This is a genomic window from Pseudomonas sp. B21-054, assembly GCF_026016345.1.
Taxonomy (GTDB): Bacteria; Pseudomonadota; Gammaproteobacteria; order Pseudomonadales; family Pseudomonadaceae; genus Aquipseudomonas.
In genome coordinates this window covers 260,262-279,574 of the sequence record NZ_CP087204.1, presented here as the reverse complement: position 1 = coordinate 279,574, position 19,313 = coordinate 260,262, and the positions used below count along the sequence as shown (strand labels likewise).

Annotated in this window: 17 protein-coding genes; 12 read left to right on the top strand and 5 right to left on the bottom strand. The window is 61.4% G+C overall.

The genetic code is table 11. The features are described from left to right. Positions 1-100: 100 nt before the first annotated feature. Positions 101-1,330: a phosphoglycerate dehydrogenase gene (serA, locus tag LOY70_RS01205; RefSeq protein ID WP_025211258.1), complete on the bottom strand. Its 1,230-nt coding sequence runs from the start codon at positions 1,328-1,330 to the stop codon at positions 101-103. 205 nt (positions 1,331-1,535) lie between these two features. On the opposite strand from serA, the gene LOY70_RS01200 reads away from it, so the two are divergent. From LOY70_RS01200 to LOY70_RS01185, 4 genes are all read left to right on the top strand, one after another. Next, positions 1,536-2,930 carry an FAD-binding oxidoreductase gene (locus tag LOY70_RS01200; protein ID WP_025211257.1) on the top strand — a complete coding sequence of 465 codons (1,395 nt, stop codon included), beginning with the start codon at positions 1,536-1,538 and terminating at the stop codon, positions 2,928-2,930. Positions 2,931-2,973: 43 nt separating this feature from the next. Further along, a complete protein-coding gene (locus LOY70_RS01195) occupies positions 2,974-3,639 on the top strand; it encodes a fumarylacetoacetate hydrolase family protein (RefSeq protein ID WP_265032586.1) in 666 nt (221 codons plus the stop codon). A gap of 228 nt (positions 3,640-3,867) precedes the next feature. Continuing rightward, entirely contained in the window at positions 3,868-4,797 is a 930-nt protein-coding gene (locus LOY70_RS01190) for an SdiA-regulated domain-containing protein (protein WP_265032584.1), read from the top strand. Positions 4,798-4,915: 118 nt separating this feature from the next. Next, a complete protein-coding gene (locus tag LOY70_RS01185) occupies positions 4,916-5,830 on the top strand; it encodes an SdiA-regulated domain-containing protein (RefSeq protein ID WP_123414844.1) in 915 nt (304 codons plus the stop codon). A 140-nt stretch (positions 5,831-5,970) separates the two neighbouring features. On the opposite strand, the gene rpiA is transcribed toward LOY70_RS01185, so the two are convergent. Beyond that, complete coding sequence (gene rpiA, locus LOY70_RS01180) at positions 5,971-6,645, bottom strand: ribose-5-phosphate isomerase RpiA (protein ID WP_265032582.1); 675 nt, start codon at positions 6,643-6,645, stop codon at positions 5,971-5,973. 159 nt (positions 6,646-6,804) lie between these two features. Between rpiA and ilvA the strand changes: the two genes are divergently transcribed. Both ilvA and LOY70_RS01170 read left to right on the top strand, forming a co-directional pair. Further along, entirely contained in the window at positions 6,805-8,319 is a 1,515-nt protein-coding gene (ilvA, locus tag LOY70_RS01175) for a threonine ammonia-lyase, biosynthetic (RefSeq protein ID WP_265032580.1), read from the top strand. Between the two features lie 52 nt (positions 8,320-8,371). Next, positions 8,372-8,800 carry a DUF2269 domain-containing protein gene (locus tag LOY70_RS01170; RefSeq protein WP_265032578.1) on the top strand — a complete coding sequence of 143 codons (429 nt, stop codon included), beginning with the start codon at positions 8,372-8,374 and terminating at the stop codon, positions 8,798-8,800. 120 nt (positions 8,801-8,920) lie between these two features. On the opposite strand, the gene LOY70_RS01165 is transcribed toward LOY70_RS01170, so the two are convergent. After that, positions 8,921-9,577 (bottom strand): HAD family hydrolase, encoded by a 657-nt coding sequence (locus LOY70_RS01165; RefSeq protein WP_265032576.1) that lies wholly within the window; start codon positions 9,575-9,577, stop codon positions 8,921-8,923. 155 nt (positions 9,578-9,732) lie between these two features. Between LOY70_RS01165 and LOY70_RS01160 the strand changes: the two genes are divergently transcribed. Both LOY70_RS01160 and ptsP read left to right on the top strand, forming a co-directional pair. Then, on the top strand, positions 9,733-10,212 hold the full coding sequence (locus tag LOY70_RS01160) for an RNA pyrophosphohydrolase (protein ID WP_003186867.1): 480 nt from the start codon (positions 9,733-9,735) through the stop codon (positions 10,210-10,212). A 22-nt stretch (positions 10,213-10,234) separates the two neighbouring features. Next, complete coding sequence (ptsP, locus tag LOY70_RS01155; protein ID WP_053180992.1) at positions 10,235-12,514, top strand: phosphoenolpyruvate--protein phosphotransferase; 2,280 nt, start codon at positions 10,235-10,237, stop codon at positions 12,512-12,514. Between the two features lie 115 nt (positions 12,515-12,629). Here the strand turns inward: ptsP and LOY70_RS01150 are convergent, their stop codons facing one another. Then, a complete protein-coding gene (locus LOY70_RS01150) occupies positions 12,630-13,376 on the bottom strand; it encodes an NRDE family protein (RefSeq protein ID WP_265032570.1) in 747 nt (248 codons plus the stop codon). A gap of 307 nt (positions 13,377-13,683) precedes the next feature. On the opposite strand from LOY70_RS01150, the gene LOY70_RS01145 reads away from it, so the two are divergent. From LOY70_RS01145 to LOY70_RS01135, 3 genes are all read left to right on the top strand, one after another. Next, entirely contained in the window at positions 13,684-14,466 is a 783-nt protein-coding gene (locus LOY70_RS01145; RefSeq protein ID WP_265032568.1) for a sulfite exporter TauE/SafE family protein, read from the top strand. 68 nt (positions 14,467-14,534) lie between these two features. After that, positions 14,535-15,344 (top strand): prolipoprotein diacylglyceryl transferase, encoded by an 810-nt coding sequence (gene lgt / locus LOY70_RS01140; protein ID WP_265032566.1) that lies wholly within the window; start codon positions 14,535-14,537, stop codon positions 15,342-15,344. A 50-nt stretch (positions 15,345-15,394) separates the two neighbouring features. Next, a complete protein-coding gene (locus LOY70_RS01135; RefSeq protein WP_003196624.1) occupies positions 15,395-16,366 on the top strand; it encodes a thymidylate synthase in 972 nt (323 codons plus the stop codon). A 144-nt stretch (positions 16,367-16,510) separates the two neighbouring features. Here LOY70_RS01135 and cadR read toward each other — a convergent pair whose 3' ends face one another. Continuing rightward, entirely contained in the window at positions 16,511-16,957 is a 447-nt protein-coding gene (gene cadR, locus LOY70_RS01130; protein ID WP_265032560.1) for a Cd(II)/Pb(II)-responsive transcriptional regulator, read from the bottom strand. Between the two features lie 86 nt (positions 16,958-17,043). On the opposite strand from cadR, the gene LOY70_RS01125 reads away from it, so the two are divergent. After that, positions 17,044-19,263, top strand: coding sequence for a heavy metal translocating P-type ATPase (locus tag LOY70_RS01125; protein ID WP_265032558.1), 2,220 nt, complete (start codon positions 17,044-17,046; stop codon positions 19,261-19,263). Positions 19,264-19,313: the final 50 nt, after the last annotated feature.

The following is a 19,313-nucleotide window of genomic DNA, read 5'->3' as shown; positions in this document are numbered from 1 at the left end:
CTCCCACAAGGTCAAGTGTTGTACCAGGCAGAAAAAAACGGGAGCCCTCACCAGGCTCCCGTTTTTTATTACAAGCCAAACCTCAGCTAGCACTGCAGTATCAGAACAGCACCCGGCAACGAATGGTGCCGTTGATGTGCTGCAGCTTCTCTTGCGCCAGGTCCGAGTATTCGGCGTCGACGTCGATCACGACGTAGCCGACTTTCTCGTTGGTCTGCAGGAACTGACCGGAAATGTTGATGCCGTTTTCGGCGAAGACCTTGTTGATCTCGCTCATCACACCCGGGATGTTCTCGTGGATGTGCAACAGGCGGTGCTTGCCAGGGTGAGCCGGCAAGGCCACTTCCGGGAAGTTAACGGACGATACCGAGGTACCGTTGTCGCTGTACTTGACCAGTTTTTCCGCCACTTCCAGGCCGATGTTGGCCTGGGCTTCAGCCGTGGAGCCACCGATGTGCGGGGTCAGGATCACATTGTCCAGGCCACGCAACGGGCTTTCGAAGATATCGTCGTTGGAGCGTGGCTCCACCGGGAACACGTCGATGGCCGCGCCGATCAGGTGCTTGTCCTTGATCGCTTCGGCCAGGGCGTCGAGCTTGACCACGGTGCCGCGGGCAGCGTTGATCAGGATCCCGCCCTTCTTGATGGCGCGGATTTCCTTCTCACCGATCATCCACTGGGTGGCAGCGGTTTCCGGTACGTGCAGGGTCACGATGTCGGACATGCCCAGCAGCTCGTGCAGGTCATTGACCTGGGTGGCGTTGCCCAACGGCAGCTTGGTCACGGTGTCGTAGAAGAACACCTGCATCCCCAGGCCTTCGGCCAGGACCGACAACTGGGTGCCAATCGAGCCATAACCGACGATGCCCAGCTTCTTGCCGCGGATTTCGAAGGAGTTGGCCGCGCTCTTGATCCAGCCGCCCCGGTGGCAGGAAGCGTTTTTCTCAGGGATGCCGCGCAGCAGCAGGATCGCTTCGGCCAGCACCAGTTCGGCAACGGAACGGGTGTTGGAGTACGGCGCGTTGAACACCGCGATACCGCGCTCACGGGCCGCGTTGAGGTCAACCTGGTTGGTGCCGATGCAGAAGCAGCCGACCGCGACCAGTTTCTTGGCGTGGTCGAAGATCTCTTCGGTCAATTGCGTGCGGGAGCGAATGCCGATGAAGTGAGCATCGGCGATCTTTTCCTTGAGCTGGGCTTCCGGCAGAGAACTGGTGATGTACTCGATGCTGGTGTAGCCCGCCGACTTGAGGACGTCGACAGCCGATTGGTGGACGCCTTCGAGAAGAAGGAACTTGATCTTGCTCTTATCGAGAGAAGTCTTGCTCATCTGCGTAAACCTGTGTCCCGGAGAAAAATGGCAGGGAATCGGACAGCATATGCTGGCCCGACCGGCGTGACAGCCGTCGCCGCAGAACAGCCATTGGGCACTACGCTGCGGGGTCGGTATGCTAGCATACGCACCCCGCTAAACACTCATTCCTGCGACGTGAAGCGTTCTCAGGATGACCATGAATTGTTCGAGAGTTCTGTCGATGACCAATCCTGCCCTGATAGATGAGCTGAAGACCCTGGTTGAGCCTGGCAAGGTCCTGACCGATGCCGCCTCCCTGGACGCTTACGGCAAGGATTGGACCAAGCATTTCGCTCCCGCACCCACGGCCATCGTCTTTCCCAAGACCACCGAACAGGTCCAGGCCATCGTGCGCTGGGCCAACGAGCACAAGGTCGCGTTGGTGCCGTCGGGCGGACGTACCGGGCTTTCCGCGGCAGCCGTGGCGGCCAACGGTGAAGTGGTCGTGTCGTTTGACTACATGAACCAGATTCTCGACGTGAACCTCACCGACCGTACCGCCGTCTGCCAGCCAGGCGTGGTCACCGAGCAATTGCAGAACAAGGCTGAAGAACACGGCCTGTACTATCCGGTGGATTTTGCCTCGGCCGGTTCCAGCCAGATTGGCGGCAACATCGGCACCAATGCCGGCGGGATCAAGGTCATTCGCTACGGCATGACCCGCAACTGGGTCGCGGGCATGAAAGTCGTCACCGGCAAGGGTGACCTGCTGGAACTGAACAAAGACCTGATCAAGAACGCCACCGGCTACGACTTGCGACAGCTGTTCATCGGCGCCGAGGGCACCCTCGGCTTCGTGGTCGAGGCCACCATGCGCCTGGATCGCGCCCCGAAAAACCTCACGGCAATGGTCCTCGGCACGACGGACTTCGATTCGATCATGCCGGTGCTGCACGCCTTCCAGGGCAAGCTTGACCTGACCGCCTTCGAATTCTTCTCCGACAAGGCCCTGGCCAAGGTCCTCGGTCGTGGCGACGTGCCGGCGCCGTTCGAAACCGAGTGCCCGTTCTACGCCCTGCTGGAATTCGAAGCCACCACCGAAGAAGTCGCCAACCACGCCCTGGAAACCTTCGAGCACTGCGTGGAGCAGGGCTGGGTGCTCGACGGCGTGATGAGCCAGAGCGAAACCCAACTGCAGAACCTGTGGAAGCTGCGCGAGTACATCTCCGAAACCATTTCCCACTGGACACCCTACAAGAACGACATCTCGGTGACTGTCTCAAAGGTTCCCGGGTTCTTGCGAGATATCGACACGATCGTCGGCGAACACTACCCAGACTTTGAAATTGTCTGGTTCGGCCACATTGGCGACGGCAACCTGCACCTGAATATCCTCAAGCCGGAAAACCTGAGCAAGGATGAATTCTTTGCCAAGTGCGCAACCGTGAACAAATGGGTGTTTGAAACCGTCGAGAAGTACAACGGCTCGATTTCCGCCGAGCACGGCGTCGGCATGACCAAGCGCGACTACCTGACCTACAGTCGTTCGCCGGTGGAAATCGACTACATGAAAGCCGTGAAAGCGGTATTCGACCCCAACGGCATCATGAACCCAGGCAAGATATTCGCGGTTTGATGTCTAAAAAACACCTGATGAATCCAAGAAGCAGGAGTCGGTAATGAGCTATCAGCACCAGTATGTCGACGGTACCCGTATTCATTTCCCGGTGGGAAAAGTGGTGTGCATTGGCCGTAACTACGCCGAACATGCAAAGGAACTGGACAACCCGGTGCCCACCGAACCCCTGCTGTTCATCAAGCCGGGCAGTTGCGTGGTGCCATTGGAAGGCGGTTTCAGCATTCCTGCCGACCGCGGTTCGGTGCACTACGAAGCAGAAATCGCCGTGCTGATCGGCAAACCGCTGTCGACCCGCCCCAGCGTCGAAGAAGTGCTGGACGCCATCTCCGGCTTCGCCCCGGCCCTGGACCTGACCCTGCGGGACAAGCAAGCCGAGCTCAAGGCCAAGGGACTGCCATGGGAAGTCGCCAAGTCCTTCGATGGCGCGGCGGTGATCGCACCGTTCGTGTCGAACGCTACCTTCGCCAACTTGGCGGACATCCCCGTGCGCCTGACCATCAACGGTGAAGTGCGCCAGGATGGCAACAGCAGCCTGATGCTCAACCCCATCGTGCCGATGATCCAGTACATGGCCGGTTGCTTCTCGCTGCAGGCCGGCGACGTGATCCTCACCGGCACCCCGGCGGGCGTCGGGCCGCTGAATGTGGGTGATGAACTGGTGCTGGAATTGCCGGGGGCGAGCCGCTTCGAAAGCAGCGTTCGTTAACTCGGTTTGTGACCGCAAGAGATCATGTGGGAGCGGGCTTGCTCGCGAAGGCGGTATAACAGTCAGCATAGTTGTTGAATCTGACGGCCCCTTCGCGAGCAAGCCCGCTCCCACATGGGGTCGCTGCCATTTACCGTTTTTTTCACATGCCATCCGGATAATTCCAGGGAATGCGGCATCTGAGCCAGTCATTCCTTTTTGCCCGAATTCTCTGGAACGCATTCCCCGATGGCCAAGACCCAAGCACTGCCCCCCGCCAACCCCGTCCGCTCTCGCTTCGCCCTGCCCTGGTATGTCTGGTCGCTGCTGGCGCTGGCTGCCGCCTACGGCTTGGCGTTTGCCATGCATTGGGATGACCGGGGCCTGCTTTGGCTATCGGAACACCTCCAGAGCCCAGCCCAGCGCGAGGAAAGCACTTGGTTGCCGGCCTACCACGCCGTGATTGACGCCAAGCCGCTACCAGGCATGGAGAAGGACGAAGCGTCCGATGTGACCTACAACCCGCAGACCAAAACCCTGTTCGCCGTCATGGGCAAAAACCCGTTCCTGGCGGAGCTGACCCTGCAAGGCGACGTGCTGCGCAAGATGCCGCTGATAGGCTGGAGCAACCCCGAAGGCGTGGCCTATATGGAGAACGGCCTGCTGGCCATTACCGATGAGCGAAAACACACGCTGACGATCGTTCACGTTGATGCCAATACCCGCGAACTGAACAAAGCCGACTTCCCCCGCTACGATCTCGGCCCATCAAAGAACCAGAACAAGGGCTTCGAAGCGATCGTCTGGGATCCACGCAACCAGCAACTGATACTTGGAGAGGAACGTCCGCCTGCGCTGTTCACTTGGAAAAGCGATGGCAGCCGACTGCTCAAGGGCGACAAGCAGATCCATACCAGCAATGAATTGGACCTGCGAAACCTCTCGGCCCTGGCAATGGACCCGCGCACCGGACATTTGCTGGTGCTTTCAGCCGACTCCCATCTGCTGCTGGAGCTGGACGAAAAAGGCGACCAGGTCAGCTTCATGACCTTGCTGGGCGGTTTCAACGGCCTGAAGGACACCATCCCCCGTGCCGAAGGCGTCACCGTCGATGAGGCTGGCAACCTCTACATGGTCAGCGAACCGAACCTGTTCTACCGTTTCGAGAAACAACGCTGATAGCGCTAGCTCTGTAAGATAATCCTCCTTTCCTTGTAGGGCGTGGCACACGGCCATTAAGCTTCAGTTCAGGCAGCCGTGGTATTTCCAACCACCTGTTCTTATCCGAGCCACCCAGATGCGTCGACTCGCCCGCCCCAAACCCTTGATTTTAATACTCCTGATAAGCGCGCTGATCGCCTCGATCGCAGCAGGGCAGTACCTGCGCCTGTTCGAACGCGCCTGGTTCAATCTCAATACCCTCTGGCACCCCCTCAGCGAACAGTCCATCGCACTGGACCAATACCGGGTCACGGTGGAAGCGCAGGCGATCGAAGGCCTGGACGATGACGTTTCGGCGCTGACGTTCGATCCGGTACGCAAAAGCCTGTTCACCGTCACCAACCAGAATCCAGAGCTCATCGAGTTGTCACTGGAAGGCAAGATCCTGCGGCGTATCGCCTTGGTCGGCTTTGGCGATCCGGAAGCGGTTGAGTTCATCAGTGAAAACACCTACGTCATCTCCGACGAGCGCCAGCAACGGCTGATCAAGATCCATCTGGAAGACGACACCCAATTCCTTGACGCCGCCGATGCCGAGCAAATGAGCCTCGGCGTGCACATGAAAAAGAACAAAGGTTTCGAAGGGCTGGCCTACGATTCGGTGGGTAAACGTCTATTCGTGGCCAAGGAACGCGACCCGATGCTGATTTATGAAGTGCACGGGTTTCCCCATCACAATCCGGAAAAATCCTACGCGGTCCATGTGATCAACAATCCCAAGCGCGATGCCGGACTGTTCGTGCGCGACCTCTCGAGCCTGCAATACGACGAACGCAGCGGCCATTTGCTGGCGCTGTCCGATGAGTCGCGGTTGATTATCGAGCTGGATATCGATGGCCGGCCGTTAAGCACGCTGTCGCTGAACAAGGGTCGCCAAGGCTTGCAGAAAACCGTGCCCCAGGCCGAAGGCCTCGCCATGGACGACGATGGCACCCTGTACGTGGTGAGCGAGCCGAACCTGTTCTATGTGTTCAAGAAGCCGCAGCCTTGATGCACCACAAAACCTAATGTGGGAGCGAGCTTGCTCGCGATGGCGGTGTGTCAGCCAACATTAATATGTCGGATAGACCGCTATCGCGAGCAAGCTCGCTCCCACAGGGACTACTTCACTTAAAAGACTATTTCGCCAGCTTACTCAGCCCGCAGCGTCTTCACCCCTTCAGGGGTCCCGAGCAACAGCACATCCGCCGGACGCGCCGCGAACAGACCATTGGTGACCACGCCAACGATAGCGTTGATCTGGCTTTCCAATTCCACCGGATTCGTGATCTGCAGGTTATGCACATCCAGGATGATATTGCCGTTGTCGGTCAACACCCCTTCGCGGTACACCGGGTCGCCGCCCAGTTTCACCAATTGGCGAGCGACGTGGCTGCGGGCCATCGGGATGACTTCCACCGGCAGCGGGAACGCGCCGAGCACCGGCACCAGCTTGCTGGCATCGGCGATGCAGATGAAGGTCTTGGCCACGGCCGCGACGATTTTCTCGCGTGTCAGCGCCGCGCCGCCGCCTTTGATCAGGTTCAGGTGCGCATCGCTTTCGTCGGCGCCATCGACGTAGAACTCCAGGTCGCTCACGGTGTTGAGTTCATACACCGGGATCCCGTGACCCTTGAGCCGCGCAGCGGTGGCTTCGGAACTGGCGACCGCGCCGTCGAACGCGCCTTTGTGTTGCGCCAGCGCGTCGATGAAGCAGTTGGCCGTAGAGCCGGTGCCGACCCCGACGATGCTCTTGTCATCCAGTTTCGGGAGGATGAGGTCGACAGCGGCCTGGGCCACGGCCTGTTTGAGTTGATCCTGGGTCATGCGGGCTCCGAAGGTGCCGAGAGGGAACGAAAGGCCGGCATTATAGGCGCCGCCAGAGCCTCGGTCATCGCCTGATTGAACGCAGATCCCTGTGGTCGCCCAGCCAAAAGCCGGGTTAGACTCCTTGGCCCTGCCCAACCCGCTCAGTGATGCTTTCCGATGCTTGAACAGTACGTCAAAAAGATCCTCACCTCGCGCGTTTACGACGTTGCCGTAGAAACCCCGCTGCAGCCCGCTCGCCAGCTTTCCGAGCGGCTGGGCAACACCATCTTGCTCAAGCGCGAAGACCTGCAGCCGGTGTTCTCGTTCAAGATTCGCGGGGCGTACAACAAGCTGACCCAGCTCAGCGACGAAGAACGCGCCCGTGGCGTGGTCACGGCGTCGGCAGGCAACCACGCCCAAGGCCTGGCACTGGCGGCCAAGGTATTGGGCGTCAAAGCCACCATCGTGATGCCCAAGACCACACCGGAAATCAAGGTCGAAGGTGTTCGCTCCCGTGGCGGCAAAGTGGTGCTGCATGGCGATTCGTTCCCCGAGGCGCTGGCCTATTCGCTGAAACTGGTCGACGAAAAGGGCTACGTCTACATCCACCCGTATGACGATCCCCACACCATTGCAGGGCAGGGCACGGTGGCCATGGAGATCCTGCGCCAGCACCCGGCCCCCCTGGATGCGATTTTCGTCCCGGTGGGCGGCGGCGGGCTGATCGCCGGTATCGCGGCCTATGTGAAATACCTGCGGCCGGATATCAGGATCATCGGCGTCGAGCCGGACGACTCCAACTGCCTGCAGGCCGCGATGGCCGCCGGCGAGCGCGTGGTGCTGCCGACCGTGGGGCTGTTTGCCGACGGCGTCGCCGTGGCGCAGATCGGTCAGCACACCTTTGATATCTGCAAGCATCATGTGGACGAAGTGATCACCGTCAGTACCGACGAGATCTGCGCCGCCATCAAGGATATCTACGACGATACCCGCTCGATCACCGAACCTGCTGGCGCCCTGGGCGTGGCCGGGATCAAGAAATACGTCGAATCGCGCGGCATCAGCGGCCAGACCCTGGTGGCCATCGACTCCGGCGCCAACGTCAATTTCGATCGTTTGCGTCATGTCGCCGAGCGCGCCGAGCTGGGCGAAGGCCGCGAGGCGATCATCGCGGTGACCATCCCCGAGAAACCGGGCAGCTTCAAGGCGTTCTGCGAAGCCGTCGGCAAGCGCCAGATCACCGAATTCAACTATCGCTACAACACCGGCAGCGAGGCCCACATCTTCGTGGGCGTGCAGACGCACCCGGAAAACGACCCACGCAGCGCGCTGATCGCCAGCCTGACCGAGCAAGGCTTCCCGGTGCTGGACCTGACCGATAACGAACTGGCCAAGCTGCACATCCGCCATATGGTGGGCGGCCATGCGGCCCACGTCATCGACGAAGTGGTGCTGCGCTTCGAATTCCCGGAACGACCGGGAGCGCTGTTCAATTTCCTCAATAAGCTGGGCGGACGCTGGAATATCTCGATGTTCCATTACCGCAACCATGGCGCGGCGGACGGCCGCGTGGTCGCGGGGCTGCAAGTGCCTCACGATGAACGCCACCTGGTGCCGGCCGCCCTGGAAGCAATCGGCTATCCATACTGGGATGAAAGCGATAACCCGGCGTACCAGCTGTTCCTGGGTTAATAAAACCAGGATCGGGGCTAGGCTATTGAGCAAGACTTAAGGAAATCTAACGATGGAAACGTTGACCGCGCTGAAGATCGCTCACGCTGTAGCCACTGTATTGCTATTGGTGGGCGCCCTGGGGCTGGCCATCTGGGTCTGGCGGACGCGCCGCAATGGCGATGCCACGGCGGCCGCACGCACGCTGCAACGCCCTCGGTTGTTTGTCTGGCTGGTGATGGGCCTTGCGGTGGCGAGCCTGCCGTTCAGCGGATGGTGGATGGTGCATCAGGTCGGCTGGCCATTGGGGCAGACCTGGTTGCTGGCTTCCAGTGTGCTCTACACCTTGGCGGCGCTGGCGGGGTTCTGGCTGGTGGTGCGACTGAACAGACTGCGCAAGCTGCCGGCGGCGGGCAGTGGCAAATTCACCTTGGCCCTGGCGCTGTTCAGCGTTGTCTGCTTTATCGCCATAGCGGGGTTGATGGGGGCCAAGCCGGTTTAAAGTCTGGGACCGAGTCGCTCCTTTCGCGAGCAAGCCCGCTCCCACATAGGTTCTGCAGTGCCTGCGACATTTGCGTCACACGCAGATCCTGTGGGAGCGGGCTTGCTCGCGAAAGCGATTTCAGCCGCGCAGACTGATCACCGGCCAACCCCGCTTCTCGGCCTCGGCCCGAAGGTTCGGATCCGGATCCACCGCCACCGGATGCGTCACCACTTCCAGCAGCGCCAGATCATTCATCGAATCGCTGTAAAAGTAGCTGCCCTCCAACGAATGCCCGGTTTCTTCCAGCCAACGGTTCAGCCGGGTCACCTTGCCCTCGCGAAAGCACGGGACATCCGTACTGCGCCCGCTGTAGCGACCGTCGATCATTTCGCATTCGGTGGCGATCAGGGTCTCGACGCCCAGGCGCTCGGCAATCGGCCCGGTGACGAAGCGGTTGGTGGCGGTGATGATCACCAGCTTGTCACCGGCGTCACGGTGTTTTTTCAGCAGCTCGATGGCCTGAGGCAACACGATCGGCTCGATGCAATCGCGCATGTAGTCGAGATGCCACTGTGCCAGCACGTCCATTTCGGTACGGCCGAGGATTTCCAGGCAAAAATTCAGGTACTCGGCATTATCCAGCTTGCCGGCCAGGTAATCCTGGTAGAACTCGTCGTTGCGCGCCTTGTACGTAACGGCGTCGAGGAAACCGCGCTCACACAGGTAATCGCCCCACGCGTGGTCGCTGTCGCCGCCCAGCAACGTGTTGTCCAAGTCGAATAAAGCCAGCCGCATTGCAGTTACTCGCTGAAAATTCTGAAGAAAGGTGTCCAGAATACGGACTTTTCACAAGAGTGCACATAAGGTAGGTAGCGTGTGTGGTTAGTTCGTTGCTGCTTTAACGACCTTTGTGGAACAATGCGGCGACATGCGTTTGCGAGGTTGTTGCCGTGATCGATCCCGATGGTTTCCGCCCCAATGTGGGGATCATTCTTACGAATGATGCAGGGCAGGTGCTATGGGCTCGCCGTATCAATCAAGACGCCTGGCAGTTTCCCCAGGGCGGGATCAACCCCCAGGAGACGCCGGAAGAGGCCTTGTACCGCGAGTTGAATGAAGAAGTGGGGCTTGAGCGAGAAGATGTCGAAATACTCGCCTGCACCCGCGGCTGGTTGCGCTATCGTTTGCCGCAACGCCTGGTCCGCACGCACAGCCAACCGCTGTGCATCGGCCAGAAGCAGAAATGGTTTCTCCTGCGCCTGATCTCCAACGAGCAGCGGGTGCGGATGGATTTGACCGGTAAACCGGAATTCGATGGCTGGCGCTGGGTCAGTTATTGGTATCCGTTGGGCCAGGTGGTGACATTCAAGCGCGAAGTGTATCGACGCGCTCTCAAAGAGCTTGCCCCGCGCCTGCTGACGCGCGACTGACGACGGAGTTCGACCCCGAGCCATGCTCAATACGCTGCGCAAGATCGTCCAGGAAGTTAACTCCGCCAAGGATCTCAAGGCGGCGTTGGGGATTATTGTATTGCGCGTCAAAGAGGCCATGGGCAGCCAGGTCTGCTCGGTCTACCTGCTGGACCCCGAGACCAACCGTTTCGTGCTGATGGCCACCGAGGGCTTGAACAAGCGCTCGATCGGCAAGGTCAGCATGGCACCCAATGAAGGTCTGGTCGGCCTGGTCGGCACGCGCGAAGAACCCCTGAACCTCGAAAACGCCGCGGATCACCCGCGCTACCGCTACTTCGCCGAAACGGGCGAAGAACGCTACGCCTCGTTCCTCGGGGCGCCGATCATCCACCACCGCCGTGTCGTCGGCGTGTTGGTCATCCAGCAAAAAGAACGCCGCCAGTTCGACGAGGGTGAAGAAGCCTTCCTCGTGACCATGAGCGCGCAGCTGGCCGGCGTTATCGCCCACGCCGAGGCCACCGGCTCGATCAGCGGCCTGGGTCGCCAGGGCAAGGGCATCCAGGAAGCCAAGTTCGTCGGCGTGCCAGGTTCGCCAGGGGCGGCGGTGGGTACGGCGGTGGTCATGTTGCCACCCGCCGACCTCGACGTGGTGCCGGACAAGACCATCACCGACATCAACGCCGAGCTGGGGCTGTTCAAGACCGCCATCGAAGGCGTGCGGGCCGACATGCGGGCCTTGTCGGCCAAACTGGCGACGCAGCTGCGCCCGGAAGAGCGTGCGCTGTTCGACGTCTACCTGATGATGCTCGACGACGCCTCCCTGGGCAGCGAAGTGACCACGGTCATCAAGACTGGCCAATGGGCCCAGGGCGCGTTGCGCCAGGTGGTGACCGACCACGTCAACCGTTTCGAACTGATGGACGACGCCTACCTGCGCGAGCGCGCCTCCGACGTCAAGGACCTTGGCCGCCGCTTGCTGGCCTACTTGCAGCAGGAGCGCCAGCAGACCCTGGTCTACCCGGACAACACCATCCTGGTCAGTGAAGAACTGACGCCGGCCATGCTCGGCGAAGTGCCCGAAGGCAAGCTGGCGGGGTTGGTCTCGGTACTGGGTTCGGGCAACTCCCACGTGGCGATCCTGGCCCGGGCCATGGGTATCCCGACGGTGATGGGCCTGGTGGACCTGCCGTACTCCAAGGTCGACGGCATCCAGATGATCGTCGATGGCTACCACGGCGAGGTCTACACCAACCCCAGCGACGTGCTGCGCAAGCAGTTTGCCGATGTGGTGGAGGAAGAAAAGCAACTGTCCCTGGGCCTGGATGCGCTGCGGGACTTGCCTTGCGTGACCCTCGACGGGCACCGCATGCCGCTGTGGGTCAACACCGGCCTGCTGGCCGACGTGGCCCGGGCGCAGAAGCGTGGCGCCGAGGGTGTGGGCCTGTACCGCACCGAAGTGCCGTTCATGATCAACCAGCGCTTCCCCAGCGAAAAGGAACAGTTGGCGATCTACCGCGAACAACTGGCCGCGTTCCACCCGCAACCGGTGACCATGCGTAGCCTGGATATCGGCGGCGACAAGTCCCTGTCCTACTTCCCGATCAAGGAAGACAACCCGTTCCTCGGCTGGCGCGGGATTCGCGTGACCCTCGACCATCCGGAAATCTTCCTGGTCCAGGCCCGCGCCATGCTCAAGGCCAGCGAAGGCCTGAACAACCTGCGCATCCTGCTGCCGATGATCTCCGGCACCCATGAGCTGGAAGAAGCCTTGCACCTGATCCACCGGGCCTGGGGCGAAGTGCGCGACGAAGGCACCGACGTGCCGATGCCGCCAGTTGGCGTGATGATCGAGATTCCGGCAGCGGTGTACCAGACCAAGGAACTGGCGCGGCAGGTGGACTTCCTGTCGGTGGGTTCCAACGACTTGACCCAGTACCTGTTGGCCGTGGACCGCAACAACCCACGGGTGGCCGATCTGTACGACTACCTGCACCCGGCCGTGCTGCAAGCCTTGCAGAACGTGGTGCGTGACGCCCATGCCGAAGGCAAGCCGGTGAGTATCTGCGGCGAAATGGCCGGTGATCCGGCGGCCGCGGTACTGCTGATGGCAATGGGCTTTGACAGCCTGTCGATGAACGCCACCAACCTGCCGAAAGTGAAGTGGATGCTGCGCCAGATCAACCTCAGCAAGGCCCAGGAATTGCTGGCGGAAGTGATGACCATCGACAATCCGCAGGTGATCCACAGCTCCTTGCAACTGGCGCTGAAGAACCTTGGCTTGGCGCGGATGATCAATCCGGCGTCGAACAAGACGCTCTGATCCTGCGGCGCCCCTATCGCGAGCAAGCTCGCTCCCACAGTGGATCTCAGTTGTTCACAAAATCTACTGGGGAAGCGAGCTTGCTCGCGATGAGGCCAGCAGTGACACAGCAAAACTAAACCCTGACCTCCACCTCCCCCAAATGCCCCCCATGGGGCCCGAAACTGCGCTCGACCATATGCCGCGTCCCATCGGCATGGACAATCAGCGCCGTACTCGCCCGCGTCCCATAGGCGGGGCTGGCAATGAACACACTCGATAACAACATCTCGGTCGCCAGCCCCACGCCGGTATCCGGCAGCTCAGCCACCGGGGCGGGTTGCGGGTCGTTCAGCAGGGCCAACAAGGCCTGAGGCTGCGGATCGCCCAGCGCTTCGCCCAGCGCCGCCCGGGCCTTGAGCACCTTGGGCCATGGCGTATTCAGCCCGGCGTTCGACAAACCATAGATCCCTTCGGCCAACCGCTGTGGCTGGGTATCACGAGCGTTGAAATGCCAAAGCTCGGCGCCATCGCCGAGCAGCAGATTGAACCCGCCAAACTCGCCAGCCCGAGGAACCACTTCGCTCAAGTACTCGGCAATGGTCAGGTTCCCGCTCAGAAAGCGCGCCACCAGCTCGCCTCGCGACTTGAACGCCGGGAGCTGGCCCGGATCGCGGATGTTCGTCAGGGCCGCAAAGCGACCGTCGGCACCCACGCCCAGCCAGGTGCCGCCAGCCTCGAGGTCACGGCCGGCATAGACATGGGGCGCGTCAGGCCACTGGGCCAGGGGCAGGGTCGGGCGCGCGTAGAACTCGTCGCGGTTGGCCGCCACGATCAGCGGCTGGGCATGCCCAGGTCGCCAGGCAAATATGATCAGGCACATCAGGTCGTCCTGTTAAAAAATGAACCGAACACTCCGCTTTTGTGGCGAGGGGATTTATCCCCGCTGGGCTGCGAAGTAGCCCCAGAACGGCTAACTCAACCAACCTGGCGCACCGAGATGCCGGGTTTTCAGGGCTGCTTCGCAGCCCAACGGGGATAAATCCCCTCGCCACAGAGGTTCCGCTACGAGTCAGCTATAGATCACTCTACCCATCCATCGCCCGCACATCCATCGCCTTCAGTGGAGCCCGGCACCCAGGATCCGGTACCATGCCGCTCTTGTTTCGCGGATGGCTGGGGAGACGCTGGTGGAATTTTTGCTCTATCTGCTGCTCGGCGCCTGTGCCGGCGTGCTGGCCGGGCTGTTCGGCGTGGGTGGCGGGATCATCATCGTCCCGGTGCTGGTGTTCAGTTTCACCCTCCAGGGTTTCGACCCGCAGGTGTTGACGCACCTGGCCGTCGGCACGTCCCTGGCATCGATCATCTTCACCTCGGTCAACGCCGTGCGCGAGCATCAGCGCAAGGGCGCGGTGCGCTGGCCGATCTTCGCCTGGATGACCGTCGGGATCCTGATCGGTGCCGGTTTCGGCGCGCTCACCGCCGAAGCGATTTCCGGCCCGCACCTGCAAAGGATCATCGGCGTGTTCGCCCTGATCGTCGCCGCGCAACTGGCCCTGGATTTCAAGCCCAAGGCCAGCCGCACCGTACCGGGCAAGGCCGGGCTGACTGTGGCCGGCAGCGTGATCGGCTGGGCCTCGGCGATTTTCGGCATCGGCGGCGGTTCGCTGACCGTGCCGTTCCTGACCTGGCGCAGCGTGCCGATGCAGCAAGCGGTCGCGACGTCATCGGCCTGCGGACTGCCCATCGCCGTGGTCAGCGCTTTAAGTTTCATGATTCTGGGCTGGCACGATCCGCTGCTACCGGCCCATAGTCTCGGTTTTGTGTATTTGCCGGCGTTGCTGGGCATCGCCCTGACCAGCATGGTGTTTGCCCGTTTCGGTGCGCGGCTGGCCCATCGCCTGTCGCCACGCTTGCTCAAACGGCTGTTCGCCGCTTTGCTGTTCTGCGTCGGCTTGAGTTTTCTGTTCTGACGCAATCCTGGCTTAATCCCGAGGTGACAGCGTCGCCCGGGTATTTTTGACGTTTACGAGGAATATCAATGCTGCCTTACCCGCAGATCGATCCGGTGGCCCTGGCCATCGGCCCGCTGAAAATCCACTGGTACGGCCTGATGTACCTGATCGGCATCGGCGGCGCCTGGCTGCTGGCGTCGCGCCGGCTCAACCGCTTCGACCCGACCTGGAACAAGGAAAAGCTCTCGGACCTGGTGTTCTGGCTGTCCATGGGCGTGATCGTCGGCGGGCGCCTGGGCTATGTGCTGTTCTATGACCTGAACGCCTACCTGGCCAACCCGACACTGATCTTCGAGGTCTGGAAGGGCGGCATGTCGTTCCACGGCGGGTTCATCGGCGTGATGCTGGCGGCGTTGTGGTTCGGCAAGCGCAACAACAAGTCGTTTTTCGAGCTGATGGATTTCGTCGCGCCAATGGTGCCGATCGGCCTGGGCGCCGGGCGCATCGGCAACTTCATCAATGCCGAATTGTGGGGCAAGCCGACTGACGTGCCGTGGGCGATGATCTTCCCGCCGTTCAGCGACCCGGCGCAGTTACCACGCCACCCGTCGCAGCTGTACCAGTTCGCCCTTGAAGGCGTGGCCCTGTTCCTGATCCTCTGGCTGTTCTCGCGCAAGCCGCGGCCGACCATGGCGGTATCGGGCATGTTCGCGCTGTTCTACGGGATCTTCCGCTTCATCGTTGAATTCGTCCGCGTGCCGGACGCCCAGCTCGGTTATCTGGCGTGGAATTGGCTGACCATGGGCCAGGTGTTGTGCCTGCCGATGATCGTCGGTGGCCTGGCGTTGATCTGGCTGGCTTATCATCGTGCGCCGGCTGCGGCGGCCAAGGTTTAAAAATTCGAACCCCGAGGCGCTGGCCTCGGGTTCAAGGACACAGGTAACCCATGAAGCAATATCTCGATCTGGTGGCCCACGTCATCAAGAACGGCACCAAGCAAGCCAACCGCACCGGTGTGAACACCATCAGTTTCCCCGGCGCCATGCTGCGCTATGACCTGAAGGACGGCTTCCCGGCCATCACCACCCGTAAAATGGCGTTCAAATCGGCCATTGGCGAGATGTGCGGCTTTCTGCGCGGGGTCAACAACGCCGCCGAATTCCGTGCCCTGGGCTGCAAGGTCTGGGACCAGAACGCCAACGAAAATGCCCAGTGGCTGGCCAATCCGTTCCGCCAGGGCGAAGACGACCTGGGCGAGATCTACGGCGTGCAGTGGCGCAAGTGGCCGGCCTATAAACAGATTCCCCTGAGCAACCCGGCGGCCATCGAGCAGACATTGGCCCAGGGCTATCGGCAAATTGCCGAAGGTGAAGAAAACGGCCAGGCCTACGTGGTGCTGTACAAGGCCATCGACCAGGTTCGCCAGTGCGTCGACACCATCATCAAGGATCCGGGCAGCCGGCGCATTCTGTTCCACGGCTGGAACTGCGCCCAGCTCGATGAAATGGCCCTGCCGCCGTGCCATTTGCTCTACCAGTTCCACCCGAATGTCGAGACCCGGGAAATTTCCCTGACCCTCTACATCCGCTCCAACGACCTGGGCCTGGGCACGCCGTTCAACCTCACCGAAGGCGCCGCCCTGCTGAGCCTGATCGGCCGCCTGACCGGCTACACGCCGCGTTGGTTCACCTATTTCATCGGTGACGCCCACGTCTACGAAAACCACCTGGACATGCTCAACGAACAGCTCACCCGCGAGCCGTTCCCGATGCCGAAACTGGTGATTTCCGAGCGCGTGCCAGAGTTTGCCAAGACTGGAGTGTACCAGCCGGAGTGGCTGGAGTTGGTCGAACCCAGCGACTTCTCCCTCGAAGGCTACCAGCACCACGCACCGATGACCGCGCCGATGGCGGTCTAAGCCACACCACAATCCCCTGTGGGAGCGAGCTTGCTCGCGATGAGGCCCTTACATTCAACATACAGATTGACTGCTGAGCCGCTATCGCGAGCAAGCTCGCTCCCACATTGGATCTCCATGGGTCAAGATCAGTGGCATGGGCACTCAATGCCCATGACTGCGCCCCACATGTGAATGCTCCACCTCCGGCGCCACCGCACCGCTCACCTCCAACCGCTGCAAAATCCCGCATTGCTCCAGGTCCGGTCCTTCACCGCAACGATGGCGCAGGTCGATCAGCTGTGTTTGCAAGGCCAGTAGGCCATCGATGCGGGCCTTGACGTGGTGGATGTGTTCGTCGATCAACGCATTGACGTTTTCACACTGGTCCTGGGGGCTGTCGCGCAGGGCGAGGAGGCTGCGGATTTCCTCCAGGGTCATGTCCAGGGTGCGGCAGTTGCGGATGAACGTCAGCCGTTCGGCATGGGCCTGGGTGTAGACCCGGTAATTGCCGTCGCTGCGGGCCGGTTCCGGCAGCAAGCCTTCACGCTCGTAATAGCGGATGGTTTCGACCTGACAGTCAGTGATCCTGGCCAGTTCTCCGATCTTCATGGCATTGCCTCCCAAATAGGTGCTTGACCCTATAGTGGCTACAGGGTCTTTACTGTGCAACAGGCACCTTTCACGGACGTAACCCGATGAGCGACTCCATTCACACCCACAAGCCCGACCATGGCCATGCCCACGGGCACTCTTGCTGCGCTTCGAAAGCCGCACCGTCGGTGGTCAACCTCAGCAAAGTCCCGACGGACGGCGGGCGGCTGAGTAGTTTTCGAATCGAGGCCATGGACTGCCCCACCGAGCAGACCCTGATCCAGAATAAACTCGGCAAGCTCAAGGGCGTGCAGCAGTTGGAATTCAACCTGATCAACCGCGTGCTCGGCGTGACCCATGATCTGCCCAGTGATGCGCCGATCATCGAGGCGATTCAATCCCTGGGCATGCAGGCCGAGCCGCTGACGCCGGGCCAGGACAAACCCACCCACACCGCGCCGGTCGCGGCCAAGCCTTGGTGGCCGTTGGCGCTGTCCGGGGTCACCGCCCTGGGCGCCGAAGTGATCCACTTCACCAATGCCGCGCCCAACTGGGTGGTCGCCTTGGTGGCACTGGTGTCGATCCTCAGCGGTGGCCTGGGCACGTACAAGAAGGGTTGGATCGCCCTGAAGAACCGCAACCTGAACATCAACGCCCTGATGAGCATCGCCGTGACCGGCGCCGTGCTGATCGGCCAATGGCCGGAAGCGGCGATGGTGATGTTCCTGTTCACCGTGGCCGAATTGATCGAAGCCAAGTCCCTGGACCGGGCACGCAACGCCATCAGCGGCCTGATGCAGATGACCCCGGAACAGGCCACCGTGCAACAGGCCGATGGCACCTGGCTGGAGCAGCCGGTCAAGGCCATTGCCCTCGGTGCGCGGGTGCGGGTGCGTCCGGGCGAACGCGTGGGCCTGGACGGAGACGTGGTCGCTGGTCGTTCGACCATTGACCAGGCACCGATCACCGGCGAAAGCCTGCCGGTAGAAAAAACCGTCGGCGACAAGGTGTTCGCCGGCACCATCAACCAGGCCGGCGAACTGGAATACACCGTGACTGCGGCGGCCGACCATTCCACCCTGGCGCGGATCATCCACGCCGTGGAGCAAGCCCAGGGCGCCCGCGCGCCGACCCAGCGCTTCGTCGATCAGTTCTCGAAAATCTACACCCCGGCGGTGTTTGTCCTGGCCCTGGCCGTGGCCGTCATCCCGCCGCTGTTCATGGGCGCGGCGTGGTTCGACTGGATCTACCGGGCGCTGGTGCTGCTGGTGGTGGCCTGCCCTTGCGCACTGGTGATTTCCACCCCGGTGACCATCGTCAGCGGCCTCGCCGCAGCGGCGCGCAAAGGCATCCTGGTCAAGGGCGGTGTCTACCTGGAGGGCGGCTACAAGCTCGACTACCTGGCCCTGGACAAGACCGGCACGATCACCCACGGCAAGCCCGTGCAAACCGATTACGTGGTGCTGGATCCGACCATGGAATCGACCGCTCCAGGCCTGGCCGCCAGCCTCGCTGCCCGCTCTGATCACCCGGTGTCCCGCGCGATCGCCAATGCCGCTGTGGATAAGCAACAGGCGGCGCAGGTTGTGGATAACTTTGCAGCGCTCCCGGGACGCGGAGTACGCGGCGACATCAACGGCCAGACCTATCACTTGGGCAATCACCGCCTGGTGGAGGACCTGGGCCTGTGCTCTGCCGAGCTGGAAGAGAAACTTTTCGCCCTGGAAAAACAAGGCAAGTCCGTGGTGCTGCTGCTCGACAACACAGGGCCGCTGGCCCTGTTCGCGGTGGCGGACACCGTGAAGGATTCCAGCCGCGAAGCCATCCGGCAACTGCATGAGCTGGGGATCAAGACCCTGATGCTGACCGGTGACAACGCCCACACCGCCGAAGCCATTGCCACGCAAGTGGGCATGGATCAGGCCCGGGGCGACCTGCTGCCGGAAGACAAGCTGCAAGCCATCGAAGCGCTGTACGCCCAGGGGCACCGCGTCGGCATGGTGGGCGACGGTATCAACGATGCCCCGGCCCTGGCTCGCTCGGAAATCGGCTTCGCCATGGCGGCGGCCGGGACCGACACGGCCATTGAAACCGCCGATGTCGCCTTGATGGACGATGATCTGCGCAAGATTCCGGCATTTATTCGCCTGTCTCGGCAGACCTCGGCCGTCCTGAAACAGAACATCGCCCTGGCGCTGGTGATCAAGGTGATCTTCCTTGGGGTGACCTTTGCCGGGTTCGCGACCATGTGGATGGCGGTGTTTGCCGACATGGGGGTGAGTTTGTTGGTGGTGTTCAATGGGTTGCGGTTGTTGCGTAAATAAAGAGCGCTGGCGCTGATTTTGTGGCCCAGCAATTACACTTTGTGGCGAGG

Bases quoted from the DNA above. Each gene is read 5' to 3' on its own strand.
- LOY70_RS01200 (WP_025211257.1), top strand. From the start codon at position 1,536: ATGACCAATCCTGCCCTGATAGATGAGCTGAAGACCCTGGTTGAGCCT.
- LOY70_RS01135 (WP_003196624.1), top strand. From the start codon at position 15,395: ATGAAGCAATATCTCGATCTGGTGGCCCACGTCATCAAGAACGGCACC.
- LOY70_RS01195 (WP_265032586.1), top strand. From the start codon at position 2,974: ATGAGCTATCAGCACCAGTATGTCGACGGTACCCGTATTCATTTCCCG.
- LOY70_RS01165 (WP_265032576.1), bottom strand. From the start codon at position 9,577: ATGCGGCTGGCTTTATTCGACTTGGACAACACGTTGCTGGGCGGCGAC.
- LOY70_RS01170 (WP_265032578.1), top strand. From the start codon at position 8,372: ATGGAAACGTTGACCGCGCTGAAGATCGCTCACGCTGTAGCCACTGTA.
- LOY70_RS01125 (WP_265032558.1), top strand. From the start codon at position 17,044: ATGAGCGACTCCATTCACACCCACAAGCCCGACCATGGCCATGCCCAC.
- serA (WP_025211258.1), bottom strand. From the start codon at position 1,330: ATGAGCAAGACTTCTCTCGATAAGAGCAAGATCAAGTTCCTTCTTCTC.
- LOY70_RS01185 (WP_123414844.1), top strand. From the start codon at position 4,916: ATGCGTCGACTCGCCCGCCCCAAACCCTTGATTTTAATACTCCTGATA.
- LOY70_RS01150 (WP_265032570.1), bottom strand. From the start codon at position 13,376: ATGTGCCTGATCATATTTGCCTGGCGACCTGGGCATGCCCAGCCGCTG.
- ilvA (WP_265032580.1), top strand. From the start codon at position 6,805: ATGCTTGAACAGTACGTCAAAAAGATCCTCACCTCGCGCGTTTACGAC.
- LOY70_RS01190 (WP_265032584.1), top strand. From the start codon at position 3,868: ATGGCCAAGACCCAAGCACTGCCCCCCGCCAACCCCGTCCGCTCTCGC.
- lgt (WP_265032566.1), top strand. From the start codon at position 14,535: ATGCTGCCTTACCCGCAGATCGATCCGGTGGCCCTGGCCATCGGCCCG.
- rpiA (WP_265032582.1), bottom strand. From the start codon at position 6,645: ATGACCCAGGATCAACTCAAACAGGCCGTGGCCCAGGCCGCTGTCGAC.
- ptsP (WP_053180992.1), top strand. From the start codon at position 10,235: ATGCTCAATACGCTGCGCAAGATCGTCCAGGAAGTTAACTCCGCCAAG.
- cadR (WP_265032560.1), bottom strand. From the start codon at position 16,957: ATGAAGATCGGAGAACTGGCCAGGATCACTGACTGTCAGGTCGAAACC.